We start from the raw sequence: 22410 nt of genomic DNA, 5'->3' as shown, positions 1-22410 counted from the left end.
CGATGAAATCCTCTTTCGTGTCCAATGGATAGTTCGAATTGTCTGGTTTTATTGTCGCATATCTGATGCTACAAAGCGAGAGAGCACCTGTGGTTGGATCTCTAGCGCTTCCCTACATAGCTGTGTATATTTTTCCGAGCCCATTTTCTGTTCGATTGCCACCAGAAAGCGCTCTAAGAGCGACGCGGTGGGATCTTGCAGCGACTGCCGAATCTGTAAAGCTGCGAACAGCACCGCCAGCGCCTCCTGGTGCTGCCGCTGTTCATAGAGCAGCATGCCCAGATTAGTCAGGATCATGCCTGTATAATGCTGCTGACGTAACTGTGCCGCCAGTTTAAGGGCATCAATATAATAGTTATAAGCCTTGCTATAATCCCGCTCCTGTTGCGCCAGCAAGCCTAGATTATGGAAGACAACGCTTTGCAATTGTAAATCCGGTTGTTGTGCTATCAACGTGAGGGTCGTTTCGAAGTTCTGTTTGGCCTGTTGATGCTCACCCCGAATACGCAACAATTCCCCCTGGTTGGTCAGGGTAATTGCCTGTCCATGTTGATCACCGATGCGCCTTTGTAAAGCTACCGCTTGATCAAAATATACTTTGCTCTGCTGCTGTTCGCCAATGCGTCCATAAAGCATACCCACATGGCTGGCTACCACTCCTTCATCGTGTGGCTTCAGTGTACCAAATGGTGGCAACATCGCTGTGTATAAACCAATCAATGTATTCCAGGCTCCCAATTGTATCATAGTTTCATGCAGCCCCTCCCGGAATAACAGATCGCAGGCGTGTTGCCAGCGATGACCCAGACAAAGGTGACGTAGTGCTGTAATGATGGGGGCGATATCTTGTAGACTTGTACGTTGTTCGCGCGGAGGACATAGTACATGTATCATATATTCATAGTAGGCCGCTACCTGGACATGGCCAGCAATTAACGCACTTTGCTGCTGTTCTAATTTCTCCGTACTGGCCCCTTTGGCGTGCTTGTCTGGCCAGGGGGGAATATTGCCTGCCTGACCACGCTGGCTCATATCTTCCATGAAATGTTCCAGTGTATACTGGCGCAAGAGGGGATGCAGCGTATAGGCTAACATATTATCTGCATTCATCACAATCTGGATTACGCCAATCTGGGTTAACAGCTTGAGCTCATGTTCAAAAGCTGTCAGTACATCCTCTTGCCCCCGCTCCTGTTGAGACTCGATAGTGTCACCTGTGATAGTCATAAAGATGCCAGCCTGTGTGACCGGCTCATGAAAGAGACTGAGTGCATGGATCACGGCATTCTGGGTTGGATTCAGAAAATAATGGATGGCTATAATGAGATTCGCCGTCACGTCGCCCGACCACAGAGGTCGGTAATCAGGTGAATTCAAAAGATGGCTGAGGGACATCCCGCTCAAATGAATCAACGCACTGCACAGAACCAGCGCATATACATGTCCGGCACAGCGTTGCCAGACAAATGAGATCTCTTCAGGAGTGCCATGCACGCCACGTTGTTGTAGCAGGGCGACCCCTTCGGGCAGGCTGATACGCGTGACCAGGTAGGAGCGCACACGTGGGTTAGTGATTTTATTTTCATCATAGGGGGAATGGTAACTGGTCAACAAAATGCGGCTAGCACCTAGATCGGTTTGCAGCATATCCAGGAAGAGAGGGAGTACGCCACGTCCAGCTACGCCTTGATTGGTTTCAGGATGGAGGAGCAGTTCAAATTGATCTAAAACGACCAATGCATTTTCAGAAGTCCGCCGTAAGGCGCGCAGCAGTGCCGAGATTTGTTGCTCTGGTTTCAGCAAGAAAAGCCCATTATCGGGCATTCCCACCCCGGCCAGAATTGCCGAAATAATATCAGGTAGCGTTGTATAGGTGCCAATGGTTAGCCAGACCATATACTTTGGCGCCGCCATGCCAGTATTCTTGGCTAACTGTAAACGGCGAAAGAGTAAGGCGGCCAGGGTCGATTTACCTGTGCCGGGTGTTCCAATTAATATAACTGCACTGGTTTGTGCATCACCAAACATGCGTTGTACGGTATTGATCTCGTCAGCACGCTGCATCGTCGTCTGGGGATCAGTTAGTGGTGGTGTCGTCGCATTCATCCCAAAAGCTACCGGCACTGGTTTTTCATGGGTGGACTCGACAGGTATCGGTGTCTGTGAAAACACCGTATTATAATTAGTTGAAGGCAATGGGGCCAGAGATTGGCTACCGCTATAATTGCCTTGTTGATCCCCCCGTTGCATAAAACAACTCCTTCTCATAAACACATAAATGCAACTATAGCATAACTGAATTACGCTCAGAGATAACAAAATAGCCTGAAAGTACGTCCTCAACAAAATCAGGCTCCTAAAATCTCTCTCTGGAAACGGGTATTTGCTGAAGTTGTAGATCCAGTTTGATGAGCTGTTTGACTGCCATGATCTGCCTGACAGAGGCAGCATCGCAAATGATCTTTGATAAGGGAGGAGATGTAGGGGAGAGGGACACAGGTAACATGCTTGCAAGCAGATGATGATATGGGGTGTGGTTCCAATCTTGCTCAGTAATAAATAAACAACTGAGCGTAGTTCTGTTTCATCTTGCCATGCGAATAATTTTGAGCCGTTCCAGCATTTGGAGCATCTGGGAGACCTCTCCTGGTTCCAGTCCCAATGTTACAATAAGCTCCTCAACTGAACGCTGGCCATCGATAAGCAAAATAAGTTGGCGATATGGACGTGGCAATCCAGCTCTCTCAATTACTCCGATTGCCTTGACTACTGACATGGTCGCGCATGGTATAGCTGTCAATGAAAGCAAGGGACCTGAGTGCGCTTCACTGACCCTTTCCTGTGAAGGCAGGGTGCCGCTTCCAGGTGATAGCGGTGTCCTGAGAGGACCAGTTACAGGATTTTGAGTCTGTTGGAACGGTGGGGGAGTAGTGGCAATGAAAACAAAAAGGCATTGACCCCAGGCACTGAGCATATTGAATGCCTGTGGTCCCTGGTATGATCCCAGACGAGCAGAAACGATTTGTCCATAGATAAATGTGATAGAACCTACTTCAGTGTTGGTATTGTTCCCACGCCAAACCCGTAGCTCTCCTGACATACGTTCTGTCTGAGCCTTTCTAATTACATTGGCCAGATTATTTGTTACTATTCCTTGTTGCTGCGACACATACTTCTCCACATAATCGTAAATTTATTTTTATTTTTGTCCTTATTAATGTATTACTTTATTCTTTTGTGATAGTTTGTCTTTTGAAGGGTATCACCTATATGATCATTGTTGAATTGATATATAACGATAATATAGGTGAAAACCCTGGCTTTGCCCTAAGCGCTGATATTATATTTCACGCGTGAAATACATATTTCGCAGACAAATCACTATAGCGTTATGACTTTCAGGCTATAAACGAGTAAGGCGTGAACTTGATACTCTTCTAGCTTGTCTGCCTGTCAATGGCTGGCTATTGGTGTGTGTTTCATTCCAGCTTGTATCTCCTTCCAGATTCTGGCCAGCGATTGGTGGCAGAGGGATGCTACCCATAGATGGGTTTATTTGAGACGGATACATCCCGTGGGGTAGTGGTCCAGAGTTAGCGCCCGCGTAGAATGCCTGTGGGAATGTATTTTGCTCGGTCATACCAGTTGCCTGCGCGAAGATATCCTGATCTTCACTCAGTTTGAAGACTTCCGCTGAACCTAGTAGCTGCTCCGCCAGTTGTGCCACGCGTTCCATGCGGGTAGACTCCTCACGGATACTATGGCCACTGCGCAATGTGGACGTATAAACGTCCTGCATGATCTGGGCCACAGTGCTCGAGGCCGACAACTGTTGCATAGCTGCCTGGTTAATGGTATTGATTTCACTACTTTGCTGTTCAATCGCATTAACAATAGCTGCAAAGGCAGTGCCAGCATCTTGAGAGGATTGTATGCCAGTCCCTGCCTCTAACTCTGTTTCCTGGATAGAGTGGGTTACTGCTTCAATATCCTGGAAGACCTGTTGCACGATCTTCTCAATCATGTTCGCCTGGGTTTTGGCTGTCTCTGCTGAACGGCGGATATCGTCTGCGACGGCTCTAAATGCCCTGCCATTTTCGCCGGCCATAGCTGCTTGTATCGATGCGTCCAGTGCCAGGCGATTTGTTTGATAAGCAATACCAGAAATGATGCGCACGATATTGTTGATTTCCTGTGAGTGCTCTTCGAGTGCCTGGACTCTAGATGCGCTGAGATGGACCTGATTATTGATGCGTCCCATTCCCTCAACCGTGCGCTGCAGGGCGTTTCGTCCGGATTGTGTTGTGTGATACACATGATTTCCGACTTGCGAAAGTGATTGTGCGCGCTGAGCAACATCGCGACTGGCGTTGGCCATCTCTTCTATGTTACCTCTGGCGACTGCAATTTTCTGGATCTGATTATCCGTTTCATCCACAAGTTGTATGGTCTCATCGTAGGTCTGCAGGGTTGCGCGCTCTACTTCGTTGGCCAGCGTTTTGAAGGTGATGACCAGGGAACCCAGTTCTGAAATTACATGGTTAATGAATGATGCCAGGACACCCAGACTATCGGAGCTTGTTTCCGCCTGGACACGCAGGTCACCTTCACCAGCCGGGCTGACTTCTCGGATCAGTTTTTCAACCTGTTGTTGTAAGGTTCTGTGCCGCGCTTCTGACTCGCCGATGAGTTGCACAATGTGTTCAAGCATATTGTTCATGGACGTGGCAACCATATTGATTTCGTCGCGTCCAGGTACGTGCGCGCGTTCGCTCATATCCCCTGCGGCGATACGGCCGGTGAGCGACGCTAATCGTCTGAGTGGCCTTGAAATGGTTGCGTTCACGATAATCGCAGTGAGTGCGATCACCAGCAGAATGAGCGCGATCGCAATCGCGGTCGCGATTTGCAGTGGAACGATCTCAGAGTTGCTAATGTCTGTGACGGCCTGACCAACGGTCGTGGCGGTAGTAACCACCGTTTGCCAGCTTTTCTGAAGATCAAGAAATTTAAGGTTTGCCTGATAAAGTTGCGCGTAGGCTGGCTCGTATTGTGGCATAGGCTGGCGCAGTTGCGCCAGGACTTGATCCTGGAGGCTCTGGTAGGCCTTCCATTGCGTCTGCCTTACGTTACTGAGTGCAGTTTGTTGATCCGTAATGAGATATTTATTGGCGCTGTTATTTTGTAGGATATTGCGAATCGTGTTCATGTCAGCCGAAGACCCGATATTATAGGTCTTATCATAAGAAGCAATAGTCTGGTCGAAGTTGATCTCGCGAGCTGTAATATCGTTTTCGATCAATCCTCCAGATGCCGCCAGTGATGGATCACCCTTAAGAGCAACATTCTCGTTCGCAAAGATCTGTGCAAAACGTGCCTGCAGCAAGGCATTCATACGCTGCAGATTAATTTGTTCGGTTGTTGCGATCTGTTGTGCATTAAAACTGGTTTTAACAGCTTGCGCGTGTGTTTGTTCCGCGTTCAAATAGAAATAACCCAGTGAAACCATAGCCACACTTGAAATAATGACAAGTGTCGCAAAGAGAATAATGAGCCTGGGAAATATGCGTATATTACTGATCGATGTAAACATGTCCCTGTTTGTCCTCTCTCCTGTTAAGACTCATAAGTAAGTTATTCCCTTGTATGAGCCATAACAGTGATCGATGCTTTCGCCGTGTCTTCTGAGCTAGGAGAATAGAAAAGAAAAAAGAATGGCCTTGTCCTCCCTTTGGCACGACTAAAAATTCTTCTTTGGATATTCCGGGTTTTCCTGTGCATTATTAACGGGATACACCAGAACCAATTTCCCGTTCATCCATTGGAACATGTTGAGGATGCCAATCTGATTGGCACCATCGGCGGTAAATCTAATGGGTCCCTGTACACTATCAAATGTGCCCGAGTGCAGCAATTGTGTGAGTTTGGCATCATCCAGGCTGTTAGCCTGTGTGACTGCCTGTTCCAGAACCTGGGCGGCTCCAAATGCTTTGGCTGTAGTTGAACTGATATCTCGGACTCCACCGCCATATTTCGCGAGGTATGCCTGTGTGAAGGTATCGCTCTGGTAGGTAGTTGCGCCAGGATACCACCCGGTATCAGGTACAAATATACCTTCGGCTACGGCTGATCCACCCACGGCATTGAGATACTGGGTACCTTCACCTGGGCCAGATGTTTCTACAATAGCTTTGGGATTATAATGGAGCGCTTTAAATGCCTTTGTGAATGAGACACTATCGCCGAGCCCACTGGTTCCAAGTATCACGACATCTGCCTGTGTACGAGCTATCTGTTGCGCAATCGGAGTGATATTCGAATTGGCTGGATATGGAGCAGGTGCATAGACAGTTTGCATGTAACCGCCGAGTAACTGTTTCGCTTCGGCTACCTGAGGAACTGCGAAGGGACTATCCACCGAGACATACGCTACTGTTTGCGGCCGTATATCCTGTGGCAAGGATAAAATAAAGTATGCAAAGGTGCGTAGATATTCTTGCGACGGCGGGACCGTGACAAAATAACTGTGGTAATGTTTTTTGAAAACACCGGCTGCATTGCCTGTTGGGGCAAAGAGCACACGATGTTTGGCGTTGGTTAAAGCCGCGGCTGGCATCGTCAGCAGACTGGAATAAGGCCCGAGCAGCAGATCGACATGATCTTTGTTCATCAATGTCAGATAATCAGCTTTCACCTGTACCGGGTCACTTTTATCATCGAGTCCAACCAATTCAACCTGGCGGCCAAGCAGACCCCCACGTTGGTTGACCAGGTCGCGCCACAATTGGAAGCCTTGTTGGAGAGCTTTTCCATCGTTGGCAAAGGAACCAGTAAGAGACGCGGAATAACCGATTTTTATTGGTGGCTGTTGGTTGGCGGTCGCGCCTGAACTTGTACAGGCACTTAAGCTGCCAAGGAGGAGAACGAGAATGACAAAGCATTCTAGCGTTTTCCTGTACCCTCGAAAAGGATGTGTGGTCACTCTATTTCTCCTTGAAATGAATATGATTACATAGAAATATTTAGATGATAATAAGCTGTTTGTGCCCAGATAAATGATTTCAATGGAGACAAAGCAACATACCTGTGATTAAAGCAAAACAGAAGATTTAGGTGTGATTTATTTATTTATATAAATAGGATAGATTAATTAAGTTGAAAATATTTCTAATTATTGCCAGTAAGCATGTAGTATCCTCTGGAGGGTACTACATGCTTACTCTGAGAAACAAGGATTATTTGCCTGCTACCTGTTTGACGGCAGCATTCCAGTACTCGTCGTCGTAGAGCGAGTTTTTACCTGGTTTGACCAGATCCTTGCTATTGACTGGCGCTGTGAAGCCACCAAACTGCTGGCGCAGGTTGATTGTGTTGGTCAGCCCCTTAGGATCTAAGGCGCCCTCACCTCTTACCTGGTCCTGGATAGAGTCGTGGTAGACATCGGTCGCGACCTGGGTCGAGACTTTGTCGACGGTGGCGATATCAGCAATAACGGTGCTTTGATTGGCTGGATTCGCAGCAAAGGCGTAACCCTGAATCATGGCCGCGATGAAATTGGTGATTGTCTGTGGGTTGGCCTGAGCGTAGGCGCGTGTAGTTACCAATGAGGCACCCTGATAAGGGGCCACATAGGATGAGAACTGGGCTACATCGCTAAGTGTAGAGACGTAGTGTGCCTGCTCAGAAAATGGTGTGCCCAGGATGGTCGCGTAGACTGGATCGCCGGTGCTGGTATGACCGGCTGAGATAGCCTGGAAGCGCTGCAGGGAGCCACCAATAATCTGTAGCGAGTAGTCTCCGTTTTGTAAGCTGAGGCCGTTGGCAGCCAGGATCTTCTCCATGGCGAACACATAACCGCTGTCTGGTGCATCAACTGCCACTGTTTTGCCTTTGAGATCAGAGATGCTGTGAATGCCATTGGCGGTATTGACGATCAGGTCAAGGCCAGCGCCCTTATCAATTCCAGACTCGATTTGCACCGGGATCTGAGAATTGACATAGCGATTGACAGCGTTATCAGCGGTGGTCTCAAGGATGTTATATTGACCTGAGAGCAGGCTGTCGAACTGTTGAGTTGAACTGGACACCTGATTGTAACAAACGTTGAGACCCTCTTGGGTAAAGAAGCCCTGTTGCTGCGCCTCGATGAATGAGACGTTATGCATAAAGGCTCCGTATTGGATGCAGGTTGCATCAGCATGTGATGCCGTTGGCTTGTTGAATACAAAGAATGATGTTACGACGACAATGCCTGCGAGGATAATTGCAGCACCAGAAATAAGTTTGATGCGCTTCATGCTTGTCTTCCATGCCTTTCTCGCAACGCGCATCCATATGCTATATAGTGCGTTGCGACAGCCTTTTGCAGGACTGTATGGTTAGATAACTTTTTAACATATATTACTTTTGAAGTGCGACTTATTCTTCTCTACCTGAATGTTTCATTTAGAAGATACTAGATACATCGCAATGAAATAATAGTAGTACATTTGCTAATAGGGATCAACCGATTAACGTTGATACACGTGACTATTTTGCTATATTTTGAGAATATTTTGATGTAATACTTCTGTTCTGTATTTCGATTTATTGAAGAGTTTGAAGTATTGCTGTGTTTATTTTGCCAGCGCTATGGGGGGAGCGCTTTCTTCACTATTATTCATACTCATCTATTCGTTAACAAGACATCAATAAATGAGTTGAAGTACATTTGTTGATACGTATCTATAAAATCTCTGGAATGGTGGTATCTAATTTAGCCAGAATATACTAACATGAATTTTGCCGTGGAGGCTAGAAATTGCTTCGTAAGGGGTGTTCTTTCCCGTCAAAAAAGGTATACTCGTAAAAGATTGCGTGTATCATATGCGAAGCTGTTTATTAACGTAGAGGGGATAGTGTATGCTACGGATTATTTACATGGGGACGCCGCACTTTGCGGTTCCGGCGTTGGAGGCCCTGATCAAAGGATCTGCGCCCGGGGCAATTCTGCCTGAGGGCTATGAAATTGCTACAGTTATTACACGTCCAGATAAGCCTGCGGGCCGAGGGCGTGGGGTGGTTCATTCACCTGTAAAACAGACGGCCCTGGCACACGAGATCCCTGTCTGGCAACCTGGCTCTTTTAAGAAGGTTGCCAATAGCGATGCGCTGGCAGAGTACAAAGCGGATCTCTATATTGTGGCGGCTTTTGGACAGATTTTGCCACAGAAGGTGTTGGATCAACCACGCTATGGCACACTAAATATTCATGCGTCACTCCTACCCAAATATAGAGGCCCCGATCCCATTGCTGAATCTATTGTGCAGGGAGATCGTGAGAGTGGTGTCTCTATCATGTTATTGGATGCGGGCATTGATACCGGACCTGTGCTGGCCAAATACCCTATCCCGATTAGTGCCGATGATACGACCGGCAGCCTGACCAGTAAACTGGCTGAACTCGGTGCCCAGGCATTAGTTGAGACCCTGCCACAATGGATTGCGGGTACGATTACTCCTGAGCCTCAGGAGGAAGAGCGAGCGACCCATACCCACATGCTCAATAAAGAAGATGGTAAGATCGACTGGTCGCGACCCGCGGCCGTACTTGCTCGCAAGGTACGTGCCTATCAGCCCTGGCCTGGCGCCTATACCCACTGGCGCGGCAAGCTTTTAAAGATTATCAATGCCCATCATCTGAGTGTGGAACTGTCGGAGCCCAGTGTACCTGGTACCGTTAGCATCCGTGAAGAGGCTGGACATAAAGTTCTCGCCGTCATAACAGGCTCGGGACTCTTGCTCGTCAAGCAACTCCAACTGGAAGGCAAAAAAGCCCTCGGTGTCGATGAATTTCTGCGCGGCTATGCCCAGATCTCCGGCGATGTCTTAGAATAATATTCACGAGCAAGCGATAAGATGTCCATTCTTTCATGTGTAGAGTGTGTTTGGTGGGCGGCCGCGGCCGCCCACCAAACACACTCTACACCCCCGACCCGGCGCTGCAGGCGCCACAGAGGAATATGAAAAAGCCCTGTGAAAGCGTATCCACCTATTGCTTGCAAAGGGCTCTATCTGCTTGTAGAATATACAGAGAAACAAAAAGACTGGAGGTGCCCCGATGGGTACCAGCTTCATCCATCTCGCATAAGTGCCGCTGCACTCGTGTGAGATACATATCTCCTCTTACTTAATTGAATGGACCCTTATATAGCGCAGGAAGCAACTCATTATCCTGTGGTATATTGCGTTCCCCAGTAGAAACGTGCGGCCAGCGGCACAATTCCCCTTTTTTTTTATCCTCCTGGGATCTCTTTTTATTGTGCTCAAAAATGCTGTTATGGAGAATGAAATGGATCAAAAGAAGCTGGCTATTCTGCCTGATGCTCCCGCACCAGCCATCAAGGCACGTTCGTTTTTTCGCCGCCAGCCACAATTTACTTTGCTATGGACCGGGCAAACCCTCTCAAAGTTTGGCTCATACATTTCTGGTTCAGGCCTGCCCATCGTGGCCATCCAGTTTCTACAGGCGAAGCCGCTGCAATTGGGGCTCCTGGTTGCCTGTAATTCGCTTCCCGTTTTATTGATTAGCCTGCTGGCAGGAGTATGGGTGGATCGTCTACCACGCCGGACGATCATGCTGGCGGCTGATCTACTACGTGCCAGCCTGTTATGCATCATTCCGCTGCTTTACTTGTCGGCTGGACTGCAGATTGGATGGTTGTACCTGGTTACGTTATTGATCAGTGTCTGCACGATTTTCTTTGAGGTCGCGCAACGCTCTCTCATACCAATCCTGCTACATACTGAGGAGGACCTGGTGATTGGCAATAGCCGCCTGGGGATCAGTGATGCCCTGGCTGAGATTGCCGGGCCGCCGTTTGCTTCCTGGTTACTGCAGCTACTCAGGGCTCCCCTGGCGCTGTTCATTGATGCAGGCTCATTCTTAATATCAGCCGTTTGTATCTGGCGCATACGGCTTCCTGCACGCACTACAGCGTCCAGAGATAGTTCTACGACTATCTGGCAGGATCTTACGGCTGGTGTACAATTACTGGTCCGTCAGCCTTATCTGAGGGCGATTGCGGCCTATACCGCTATCTTTAATTTCTGTGGTGGCACCTTTGCAACCCTCTACATGCTTTATCTCTTACGCACGTTGCGACTGCCGTTGTTAGATTACGGCCTGGTGGTGATGATGGGAGGTATTGGCAACCTGCTAGGAGCCGCCCTGGCAGTCAATATAGCGCGCCGCTTTGGCCCGGGCCGCACCATGATTGGCTCTACGCTACTGTTTGGCTTGCTGGCTTTGGGAACCCCGCTGGCGGCAGGGCCTACCTGGTTGATCGTCAGCATATTGATGGTCACCCAATTAATTGGCGATTGCGCGCTAACCATCTATATTATCAATGAGATCAGCTGGCGGCAACGAACGGTACCGGAGGCTTTTCAAGGGCGTATCAATTCCTGCATGCACCTGCTGCAGGAAGGAATTGGTCCGCTGGGCGCAATCGCCGCGGCCCTATTCAGCCAGGCCATCAACGACATTCGCTTGACCCTTATCTATGGCGCCATAGGTATGACCCTGGCAGCATTTTGCCTGCTGGCATCTCCCTTGCGTAAGCAAGCCTGACGCCCTTCATCCTTTTTATGTGCTGTTGCAATCTACGTGTTATGGCACTTTCCGTGTTGTTGCAATTTGAGTATTGTCGCAGCAATTTCCGCAATAACATATATTTTGAGCGCTGATGGCGCGAACCGTCAGGGAACGCAGACGCAAAATAGCAGCCAGACAAAAGCCGCCGAGCCATAATGCTCGGCGGCTTTTGTCTGGCTGCTATTTTGATTAGACATGCAATACAAATGCAAAGAGAGCTAATGAGACCAGCCCAACGATCCAGCAATAATAAGCAAAAGGATCCAGGCGCCCCTTTTCAAAATATTTAGTCAAGAAAGCCGTACTTAAATAAGCGGCTATACCTGAGAGCACCATACCAAAGATAATCATCCAGAATGGAAACTGGTTTTGGTGGAAGAGGGCGGGCACCTCAACTGCGGCGGCTGCCAGAATAATGGGTGTACCGAGCAGGAATGAGAAGCGGGCCGCATCTTCGTGGGTCAAACGTACGCCCAGGCCAGCGACGATGGTCGTGCCAGAACGCGAGAAGCCAGGGATTAACGCCAGCGACTGCGCCAGGCCAACCAGAACAGCCTCTTTGAGCGAGAGCGTTTTTAGCGAACGGAAATGGGCTTCACGCTCAGGGGCCGACAGATTTTTGAGACTGGCTTCGGAACGGCGGCGCAAAGCCTCACCAATGAAAAGTACTGAACCATTCAAGAAGAGGAAGGCCGCCACAATCTGTGGCTCCGAAAATAAAGCTTCCAATTTATTTTTCAGCACGATTCCCAGCAGACCGGTTGGAATCGTGCCAACGATGATCAGCCAGCTGACCCATTCTTCTGTGCCACGAGTGATCTTGCGGGTGACAACCGTATTGCCCAGGGTCTTAACGACCTGCAGCCAGTCGCGCCAGAAATAAATAAGCAAAGCGATACTGGTGCCCAGGTGGAGGGCCACCACGACAGGTAAGAAGCAGCTTTTGCCACCACAGGCCGTGCCACCAGCCAGATCGCCCCAGCCAACCAGGTTAGGAACAATGACGGTGTGTCCAAGGCTACTGATGGGGAAGAGCTCTGTTACACCCTGTATCAGAGCCAGGACAACCGTCTGAATAAACTTGAGTAGATCCATGGTATATTAATACTTTCTTTTATAAAAGTGATCTCTAGGAAAGGGGATGTTGTTGTAATTCTTTATTGAATTCATCCAGGTTTGGCTGATAATAAGTCTTCCCATCTTTAGCAGTGAAGAAGAAAACATAATCAGTATTAGCCGGGTTAGCAGCAGCTTTCAGACTGGCCAGCCCCGGGCTACAGATTGGTGTAGGGGGCAACCCAATGATCGAATAGGTATTCCATTGACTATTAGGGGCGATCTTGCTGCCACTATCGGCTAACGGCTGCCAGTAAGTGGTGGGTGGCTGATCGGTATCACGCGCATACTGAACAGTTGGATCGGCCTGTAGCTTGCCGCCAGTCTGATCCTTACCATTTGCTGTATAGAGCCGGTTCCAATAGACGCTGGCGATTTTGCTTTTATCGTCGTGAAGACCAGCCTCGCGCTCGACGATAGAGGCGAGCGTAAGAAAACTATACAGATTCATATTATGCTTTTGGGCGGCCTGGTCGAGATGATTGGTGGCGATAGAGGTAGTCATCTCTGTCAGCATGGCATCGATGATATCCCGCGCCGTGGCTTTGGGCGAGAGCTCATAAGTATCTGGGAAGAGGAGCCCTTCCATACTACCATTTTCGGGCACGCTCTTGAGAATAGGAAACTTACCAGCATCGGGAAATTTGTTGATATGTTTGGTATAGGTTAAGAACTGTTGCTTATCGAAATTGGGCAGATTGGCATTAGCCGCCACATTGGCGATCTCTTCGAGACGCTTGCCTTCTTTCACCAGCACTAAAATTGCATCCGGGCGGCCATTTTGAAGATTATCAATAATGTCGCTGATGGTCATGTTAGGATTAAGCTGTTTGTAGACGCCAGCCTGTAGCTTGGTATCCAAACCTTTTATGCGAGCCCAGATGGTAAAGGCAATAGCATTGCGGATAAGGCCTTTTTGTTGCAAATCGTTGGCGATCTCACCCGTGGTTTCACCAGGTTGAATGTTAACTGTCACATTGCCCTTATTGGTACTGGCAGGTTTTAGGAAAATATCGGTAACGTTGCTCCAGACAAAGAGCACCCCCAAAAAGATTAGTACTCCTACAACGAGAACCGAGAGTATAGCTGCTCGTGATCTAGGTCGTCTCATGCGTTTGTTCCCCTCATGGGTTATTTACCCAGATGATCCAGGTAATCCTGAAGAATAACTGCCGCGGCTAGCGCATCAATTTCGTGCCCACGTCGGCGTTTCTTATTAGCTGCCTGGGTATGTTGCCGCCCCCCGTCCCGCCTCTGCCGCTTGTCCCCCCCATCCTGACCACGCTGCGTAAGAAGGCGTTGGGCCTCTACTGTTGAAAGGCGTTCATCCCAGAAGGTAACCGGGAGCGTGATATGGTGCTTCATGCGCTCAACAAAGGCCTGTATCCTTTGTCCCTGGCCATGGATCTGCCCATCTAAACTGATGGGTAGCCCTACCACAAGCCCTTCTGCTTCAAGTTCGTTGATGAGCTCCTGGATGGCTTCCCAGGTGTGCTGCTCGTTGCGAGTAACATGGATGGTTTTATAAGGTGAAGCTAAAAAACCGTTGGTATCGCAGGTTGCAACCCCTATGCGAGCATCTCCGACATCCAGAGCTATCAATCGGGTCATATATGTTTTCCTGACATTCTTGGAATATTTAAAAGCAAAACGATGCGATAATCTTTTATATAGAATTATCGGTTGTATAATGTTTGTCCCGAAGCTTATTTTCGGGATGCTGATGATGTACATAATCCATCCAACATACTGCATTGTATCTAAGCATGGTTTATTCTGTCCAGTTGCCCCTCCGATTGTAGTAGATTCTGGTAGGTTTTAGGAATGGAGATGCACGGGGAAACAAGCCTCCCCTGTTGATCTGTGTTTCTCTTGTATGCGCCTTTACTATGATCGAAAGCTGGAAAGCGGTTATGAGGAACGAACAAGTATAAATCGTACACAGGGCCTGAAACTATTGGAATCGCATTCCTTATTGCTTTTTTCAGCGGCAAGAGAAAAAAGCGGGGACAAGCCCCGCACGTACTTTTCTTCTTTTTTGTTGCATCCATTCTTCTCTGTATTAAATGAAAAATATTGACATATCTATCAGCCCTTAAGTGGGACAGTTCCCGGAACAACCTTGATATCTATATGATTTGAATAAAATGGTAACCAGGGAAAGAAACCGGGTTGAATATCAATATGAGTATTCTGAATCCCTTTATTATTCAACTTAAGTAGATGATTGGCTGAATCCGCGGTCTGGCCAGCAATTTGTTGGCGTAAGGCATTCTCATCAAATGCTCCACCTATCATGGCCGTGGCCGTATAGTTTAGTTTGAGCTCATTTTTGCCTGCTGGCTGCTGCTTGAGCTTGCTAATACTAATGGGTTGTTTGGCGTCGCTCAAGATAACATCTTTGGCAAAGGCTTTATCTTTTTGCATGGCGCTGGTGAGCTGTGTTCTGGCTGCGTTCTGCAAGTCAGTATTGTTGACAAATAGCACGGTCGCTTTGACACTGATTTGAGCCGGGAAGGTCTTGCCATCCTGTATAATAGTGTCTTTTGTTGGTGGATTGACCAATGTATCTGTAGTGGTAACAGGGCCGAGCGCCCCATTCTGCGGCAGGCTCTTAACCCAGGCATCTATCTCACCTTGCAGTTGTTTGTGCAGATCGTTGCGTGCATTGGTCAGATCTTTGTCCGCTACCGCTGCTACAGGCTCCATGCCACCGCCTTTGATATCATCTGTATTAATGACGCTCAACTTGAGCTGGGCAGTAGTGGTGTTGTTGGCTTTGGCGATACTATCCAGGGTGGTGTCCGGAATGATAGTAACGCTGCCAGCCTGTACGTTTCCGCTCTCACCCGGTTGGACCGCCTCGACCGGAACAGGCAATGGTACATTAGTGCAGAGGGTCTGCTTTGGAATTGAGACCTCAGCCGTGGTTTTAAAGAGCACGCCATTAGCGCCAGGAGTTGAGACATCGCTTCCGGTTGGAATGATGATATCGATGCCACCATTATTGCTGAAGCAGACGTTGCCGCTGGCCTTCGCCGTGCCGACTAATCTGTTACCGGTAACAGGTTCCGCACTTGTTTTTGTGAATTCATGGACTAGCTGGTGGGCTGGAATAGCGCCTTGAACGGTGTCAGGACTGGCCAGCACACTGATGGGTTGTGAATAATTCTGGGCCGCGATAGTGATGGTTGCTGTGGCTGTAGGCAAGAGATAGGCGCCTAACCCCACGGCGAGCACCAGGCAGATAAAGATAGCTGCGATGATCCAGACCAGGGCATTTCCGCGTTTCTTGCCAGGTTTTCTGAGTGGCTGTGGTTTACGAGAGCGTAAATCCTGCGATGGCCGTCCTGTTGGTAACTGCTTTGATGGTCTGAGAACCCCCGAAGGACGCAGGCTGGTTGCTTGAGCCTGGCGTGGTTCGGCGGCTGGACGCTGCATCTGACCGCTACGGGCTCCATAGCTTCGTGGTCGCCCGCCTGGTAGCGCAATCGAATCGGGACTTTTGTGGCTGGTACGCGAGGGGGACTCATAAATAAAAGCGTCACGATCTTGAATTTGCGTAGGTCGATCCTGGACGGGAGGCAGATCATCATCGTCTAGATCTTCTGCGCGCAAACGTTGCGACGGCGTCATGGCAGCCGGCGGTACCATTTTCCCAGAACGCCTCTGACGGGTAGCTTCCCCAGACTGGCGTGGCAGCTCACGTATATTGGATTCTTTATTAGCTGGCTGGCGAGCTTCTTTGCTGGTCGCCTGGCGATCACGATTTTTCGCTCCCTTTGACCTGGGTGGCGGGAGAACATCATCCTCATCAGCATCAAAATCGAACTGATTGCCAATAATACTGGTTGGCGCTTCCGACACATCCTGGATCACATGATCATAATGAGATGGACCTTCGATGACCGCCCCACCGCGCTGTTCAACGATTGGTGGCGGCTGTTTATCCTCCATCGCCAGGAAAGGATCGCCATCCTCAGCGTCTAGTGACTGATGGGAGGCCTGCGACTTAGAGGTGGGTCGTGCTTCTTTTTTTGAGCGTGCCTGGGATGCTGGTGCCTCAAAGCCAGGATCGCTATTAGCCTCGCCTGCGGCCATGCGAATATTCTGGGTCAAGGCATAGTCTTCTAGTAGCAGATCGGGTTCTTCAATCTGGTCGGGAGATAGCGGCCTGATGGGAGGTGTTGCATGCATCTGATAATCGTAGGGCTGCTCATAATCCTCCTCGGGCAGCTGAAAGGTAGATGATGGATCGCTGTGCGGAGCTGATGGTGGTTGCTGGCGTAGTTGCTCGCGTTCGCTATTCTGGTTTTCCAGGTTAGCAGAATTGCGGCTACCTGCCTGACGTGGGCGGAGTGTATTGGTGCTCCGTGCCGCGCGTCCACCGGTGGGGCGCTGACTGGTCCCGCCGGGTCGAGCGCGATTAGTTGGCGACCCATTACGCACCGGCCGACCTGTCGGGCGTGAGCGCCCTTGCTGAGATGTCTCAAGTGAATGGGCAACATTGAACTTTACGGCATGCGCAACAGAACGTACCTGGGGATCTGAACTGACAATCAGGACGTCCTTGCCCAATTCGCGCGCACGAGCATATAAGAGTTTCCAGGCCACATGACTGCGCAGTTGTGTCTGGGCTGGCACTACTAATGTAACTTTCCGTGTCTGTAACTGTTCGACGTTCACGCACAGTGGTCAGATCATCATCCGGGCTAATATAGATTGTTTGCTCATCACTCATAATAAGCCCTTTCACCCCCTAATGGCATACTTCCTCGAAACTACAATTAGCAGTGTTCTTCATCCAGCACCACTAATTGAGCGGTAGTTAGTACCCTCAGCTGTAAGCAGCCAAAGTACGCCATATTGTTTTCTCTGCTTACAGCACGTTCAGTCTTTTCGCGTGCCTGCTTCTGCCAGACGAATGTGCGTGTTTAACGGCCTGGCAGAACAATTAATTTCTATTCTCCTGGCCGATGCGTTCTATTTTATCGATCTGCAAGGAGCAGTGCTGTACTTGATGCTTCACCACATTGTGCAGGATGGCCCTTGCTGGTATCTTCACTAAATGTGCATGTTGTTAATAACGCGATCCAGCGCTCTTTCTAAAACATTATTATCATTATTTAATTCAACCGCTTGATAGGCCAGTGCCATCGGTGTAATATCTTGTCCGCTTTCAAGCATACCTTCATTATCCAGGATACTACCAACCATTTCTGGTTGTACGGCGCGAATAATCGGCTGACGCGAGAAAGGTAGACGCTCGGTCCAGGGAAAAGATTCCAGGCGTTGATGCAGGTCTATCAGGGCTGATCCGCCTCCCACAATATAGATTGCCGGGGGAAGTAGCTCACCTTTTGAGAGCTCCTCGATCAGTAGCTCGACGCTATCCATCCAGGTCTGGCATTCTGGAGCCAGGATAGCTTGAATTTCATCGTGGCTACTCCCTTTGAGTTCACCATTACTATAGCTGATTTTGAGCCGTTCAGCTTCTTTGATTGGGATACCTTTACTGGTGGCGATGCGGCGTGTAAAAGCACGGCCACCCAGTGCAAAGACCCGGGTCTCTTCGATGCCGCCCTGGCGTACCAGGGCAATGTCGGTGGTGCCGCCACCAACATCGATAAAGATTGCACCACTATCGGCGCTGGCATTACTACTTAAGCAACGGGCCAGCGCATACGGCTCAGCCACAATCGTTACCAGCGTTAAATCGAGGCCCTGGGCCACGGTTTCGATCGCTCCCAATTGTGTCAGCGGGGCGAAAGCACTAAAGAGCGTCAATGCAAAGTGTCGGCCACGAAAACCAATCGGATTTGTCACCAGTTGACCATCAATACGGACCGAGATGACGGCGGCATTGGTCAAACGAACATCGATATTACCATAGCCCGTTTCAGCGGCAATACGCTCTTTGGCCATTTTTAGCAAGCGCTCCTGGGCCGCAGTGATCAGTGATTCTAATTCTTCTGCGGTAATCTGTTTGGTTGGTTGCGCCCGTTGTTTACTGACCGTCGTTGAACTGCCCTTTACCAGCTCGCCAGCAATGCCGATAACAGCCGAGGGGGCAATGACACCGCCAGCCGCCTGCTCCGCTTTAAGTAAAGCCTCATTACAATTAGCGATCACCCCTGGAATATCAGTAACGATACCATCCGACATATGTGCATAGCTTTGTGGGTGGCGCCCAACACCCAATACCTCTGCATGATCACCGCGTACTTCAACGATCATAGCTTTAGCGAAAGCAGTCCCGATATCGAGTGCTGTAAAGAGCTGACGCTGGCTGCCTATGTCACCTGGATCTTCATCATCTTCATATTCATCTTCATATGCATAGTCCTGCTCCAGGTCTGCATAGTCATCTGCCCGTGGTCCCGTAAATAGATCACGCAGACGTTGCAAGAGATTTTTCATGTATCCATCCCAAAATTATTGCTCCACTCGCTGCCAGCTCTGCTTGAGCAGCTTTCTCGTGCGTTGGGCTATCTAAGGCATTCGTTTACTTTATAGCACAAAAATTGCTTTATTGGCAAAACCGATGTTACACCAGCCGGGTTTTTTCATATTTATTTAAGACGTATCTCGTCAATGCAAGGCTGCATAATTATCTCAAAGTACCCGGTGACTGGTAATTCTACCGCGATAGATTGTTTTTTCTCTTTGTATATCAGTAGAAATGTCTCTATATTTTTGCTTGAAAACCCCGTTACTCCAACAGCGAGAGAGGAGGCGATGGCGAACATCGCCTCCCGGTTAGCAGCAAGCCTACTTGAGATTATCACGCACAAAGGCTTTTGCAAGTTCCAGGGCGGGATGAATAGCCGTTTTGTCCTTACCACCGCCCTGTGCTGAGTCTGGTCGGCCGCCACCTTTGCCTCCCAGGCGCTCGCCAACCGTACCGGCCAGTTTGCCCGCATTGAGTCCGCGTTTAGTCAGGGTTGAATTAATGTTGACCTGTAACGCGATGCGTTCGCCGAGATCACTGGCCAGTACTACCACGCCTGGTTGTGATAACTTGCTGAGTATCGTCTCGCCCATGTCGCGCAGTACCTTGGCATCGGGGGCATTGACGCTGGCGGCAACGACTGGGACGCCAGCCACATCCTGTGCCTCGCGCACCAGGTTCTGGGCTTGAGCCTGAGCTTCATTGCGCTGGTACTGTGTAATCTGGCGCCGTGCGCCGGACAGATCTTGTAAGAGCTGCTCAATACGTGGCTCAACCTGTTCTGACTGTACCTGTAAGAGCGCAGCTATTCTGTCGACCGTCTCGCGTTTCTGGCGTAAGAATGCCTCTGCCGCGCGGCCTGTCAGGGCCTCGATACGACGAATGCCGGCCGCGATACTGGTCTCCTGGACCGTGATATAGGTGCCGATCTGACCGGTTGTGGCGCAGTGGGTACCACCACAGAGCTCGATACTTTTACCCATCGAAACTACGCGCACCATGTCATCATATTTTTCGCCGAAGAGAGCCATGGCTCCCGTCTGCATCGCATCCTGAATTGGCATGATGTTGGTATGGACAGGATAGTTGGCGCGAATCCACTCATTGATCTGGGTATCGATATGGGCCAGATCTGAACTGGTCAATGGGCGTGGGCTGGTGAAGTCGAAGCGCAGGCGCTCAGGCTCAACGAGAGAGCCGCGCTGCTGCACCTGGGTTCCCAGTAGATCACGCAAGGCTTTATGTAGTAAGTGTGTCGCGCTGTGATTGCGCATGGTATCGGCGCGGCGCTGCTCGATGACATCGGCCTGGACCGTATCGCCGACGCGCAGATGACCTTCATTCAATTGACCATAATGGACGATCAAGCCCTTAAGCGGACGGCGCGTATCCTGTACCTGGAAGTTACCCATCGGCCCTGTCAGGTCACCATGATCTCCAATCTGGCCACCACTTTCGGCGTAGAAGGGAGTCTTGTCCAGGATCACCAATGCCTGTTGGGGCGCACTGATCTCTGTCACCTCTTCGCCATTTACCACCATGGCGACAACTTTGCTACTGCCAACCAGGCCGGTATAGCCAAGGAACTCGGTTGTACCCTGACGCTTCAGAATCTCGGTCAGAGCCTGGTCGTCCTGGGCCTGGGCAAAGGTGTTACTGGCACCGGCGCGGCTGCGCTCCTGCTGGCGCTGCATTGACTGCTCAAAGCCAGAGGTATCGATGCTAAAGCCTTGCTCGCCTGCTATCTCCTGAGTCAACTCAACGGGGAAGCCGTGGGTATCGTAGAGACGGAACACCTCTTCGCCTGGAATGACCGTCTTATGCTGCTCTTTCAGCTCGGCCAGGAGGTCATTGAGCAGGCTCAGACCGGTATTGAGGGTCTGGCTGAATTTTTTCTCTTCCAGGCTCAATACTTCGATAATGCGTTCGCGCTGAGTCTTGAGTTCAGTATAATAATCACCCATCAGATCGATGACGGTATTGGCTGCCTCCGCCAGGAACGGCTTATCCAGTCCGAGCAGTTTGCCATGGCGTACCGCCCGGCGCAGGATGCGACGGAAGATATAGCCACGTCCCTCATTACTGGGGAGGACGCCATCGGCGGCCAGAAAGACCAGCGCGCGACCGTGATCGCCGATCACGCGCAAGGAGGTATCGCTTTTAGCGTTTTGTCCATAAGGAGTATTGGTAATCAAGGCAAAGCGATCAATAATGGTGCGCAAAAGGTCGGTATCAAAGACTGATTCTTTACCTTGCAGTACCATGGTCAGGCGTTCCAGGCCCATACCGGTATCGATATTGCGGCGGGGCAATGGTGTACGCTTGCCATCTAAGTCCTGGTAGAATTGCATAAACACCAGGTTCCAGATTTCCAGGAAGCGTTCACACTCACAGCCGGGTTTACAATCAGCGGCGCCACAGCCATACTCGACGCCCCGATCATAATAAATCTCCGAATCAGGGCCACAAGGACCAGAGGCTCCGGGAGGCCCCCACCAGTTTTCATCCAGGCGTACAATCGCCTCATCGGCGTAACCGGCGATCTCATGCCAGTAGCGGGGTGCTTCATCATCCTCCGGATGGACCGTGGGATGCAAGCGATCGGCTGGCAGATTCACAACCCTGGTCAGGAATTCCCAGGCATAGGTGATTGCTTCACGTTTAAAATAATCTCCGACTGAAAAGTTTCCGAGCATCTCAAAAAAGGTCAATGTGCGCTGGTTACCAACTTTATCGATATCGGTCGTACGGAAACATTTTTGCGCAGAGGTCATGCGTACCGCAGGAGGAGTCTCACGGCCCAGGAAGTAAGGGATCATCTGCTGCATCCCAGCGGTGGTCAACAATACTGTGGGGTCATTATGCGGCACGAGAGATGAACTAGGTATTTTTACGTGGCCTTTACTGGCATAGAAATCCAGGAAACGCGCGCGTATTTCGGTTCCTGTTAGGGTCGTATCAACAGACACAGCATCCTCCTCGGTAATCGGTGTATGATGAATGGAATGTGTTTACCTGGCAACATTCCACATTTGGTATATGGTATATAGCATAAGCTAGCTTCAGTTGTTGTGTGAGCATCCCTGAACACGCATGCGCAATTTCAGGAAAAGGGGCTACATTTGAGCATAATCCTCTAAGTGCCATACACACGGTAGTATATCAATTTCTATACCAGAATGTCTACAGTAATGAAGCGGTTCCACAT

13 protein-coding genes are annotated in these 22410 nt (G+C 49.7%); 2 read left to right on the top strand and 11 right to left on the bottom strand.

The genetic code is table 11. The features are described from left to right. Window positions 1–48: 48 nt before the first annotated feature. From EL645_RS09460 to EL645_RS09440, 5 genes are all read right to left on the bottom strand, one after another. Complete coding sequence (locus tag EL645_RS09460; protein ID WP_161977262.1) at window positions 49–2250, bottom strand: tetratricopeptide repeat protein; 2202 nt, start codon at window positions 2248–2250, stop codon at window positions 49–51. A 334-nt stretch (window positions 2251–2584) separates the two neighbouring features. Beyond that, entirely contained in the window at window positions 2585–3169 is a 585-nt protein-coding gene (locus EL645_RS09455; RefSeq protein ID WP_126549789.1) for a DUF4388 domain-containing protein, read from the bottom strand. 234 nt (window positions 3170–3403) lie between these two features. Next, on the bottom strand, window positions 3404–5593 hold the full coding sequence (locus tag EL645_RS09450) for a HAMP domain-containing methyl-accepting chemotaxis protein (RefSeq protein ID WP_126549788.1): 2190 nt from the start codon (window positions 5591–5593) through the stop codon (window positions 3404–3406). A gap of 147 nt (window positions 5594–5740) precedes the next feature. Next, window positions 5741–6982, bottom strand: coding sequence for an amino acid ABC transporter substrate-binding protein (locus EL645_RS09445; RefSeq protein ID WP_161977261.1), 1242 nt, complete (start codon window positions 6980–6982; stop codon window positions 5741–5743). A gap of 253 nt (window positions 6983–7235) precedes the next feature. Continuing rightward, window positions 7236–8297 carry an ABC transporter substrate-binding protein gene (locus EL645_RS09440; protein ID WP_161977260.1) on the bottom strand — a complete coding sequence of 354 codons (1062 nt, stop codon included), beginning with the start codon at window positions 8295–8297 and terminating at the stop codon, window positions 7236–7238. Window positions 8298–8901: 604 nt separating this feature from the next. Between EL645_RS09440 and fmt the strand changes: the two genes are divergently transcribed. Both fmt and EL645_RS09430 read left to right on the top strand, forming a co-directional pair. Continuing rightward, a complete protein-coding gene (gene fmt, locus EL645_RS09435) occupies window positions 8902–9876 on the top strand; it encodes a methionyl-tRNA formyltransferase (protein WP_126549785.1) in 975 nt (324 codons plus the stop codon). 454 nt (window positions 9877–10330) lie between these two features. After that, a complete protein-coding gene (locus tag EL645_RS09430) occupies window positions 10331–11611 on the top strand; it encodes an MFS transporter (RefSeq protein ID WP_161977259.1) in 1281 nt (426 codons plus the stop codon). Between the two features lie 213 nt (window positions 11612–11824). Here EL645_RS09430 and EL645_RS09425 read toward each other — a convergent pair whose 3' ends face one another. The 6 genes from EL645_RS09425 to alaS all read right to left on the bottom strand — a co-directional run bounded on the left by EL645_RS09425 (window position 11825) and on the right by alaS (window position 22171). Then, window positions 11825–12730 carry an undecaprenyl-diphosphate phosphatase gene (locus EL645_RS09425; RefSeq protein WP_126549783.1) on the bottom strand — a complete coding sequence of 302 codons (906 nt, stop codon included), beginning with the start codon at window positions 12728–12730 and terminating at the stop codon, window positions 11825–11827. 34 nt (window positions 12731–12764) lie between these two features. After that, complete coding sequence (gene mltG, locus EL645_RS09420) at window positions 12765–13862, bottom strand: endolytic transglycosylase MltG (RefSeq protein ID WP_126549782.1); 1098 nt, start codon at window positions 13860–13862, stop codon at window positions 12765–12767. A 20-nt stretch (window positions 13863–13882) separates the two neighbouring features. Continuing rightward, window positions 13883–14362, bottom strand: coding sequence for a Holliday junction resolvase RuvX (gene ruvX, locus EL645_RS09415; protein WP_126549781.1), 480 nt, complete (start codon window positions 14360–14362; stop codon window positions 13883–13885). Between the two features lie 477 nt (window positions 14363–14839). Next, complete coding sequence (locus tag EL645_RS09410) at window positions 14840–17437, bottom strand: baseplate J/gp47 family protein (protein WP_126549780.1); 2598 nt, start codon at window positions 17435–17437, stop codon at window positions 14840–14842. Window positions 17438–17815: 378 nt separating this feature from the next. After that, window positions 17816–19171, bottom strand: a complete 1356-nt coding sequence (locus EL645_RS09405) for a cell division FtsA domain-containing protein (RefSeq protein WP_126549779.1) — start codon at window positions 19169–19171, stop codon at window positions 17816–17818. A 351-nt stretch (window positions 19172–19522) separates the two neighbouring features. Further along, the gene (gene alaS, locus EL645_RS09400) at window positions 19523–22171 is read right to left on the bottom strand and encodes an alanine--tRNA ligase (RefSeq protein WP_126549778.1); all 2649 of its coding nucleotides are present in this window, start codon (window positions 22169–22171) and stop codon (window positions 19523–19525) included. Window positions 22172–22410 lie beyond the last annotated feature (239 nt).

It is taken from the genome of Dictyobacter kobayashii (genome assembly GCF_003967555.1).
Lineage (GTDB): Bacteria > Chloroflexota > Ktedonobacteria > Ktedonobacterales > Ktedonobacteraceae > Dictyobacter > Dictyobacter kobayashii.
The sequence above is the reverse complement of the archived record's forward strand: the minus strand, read 5'-3'. Positions and strand labels throughout refer to the sequence as shown.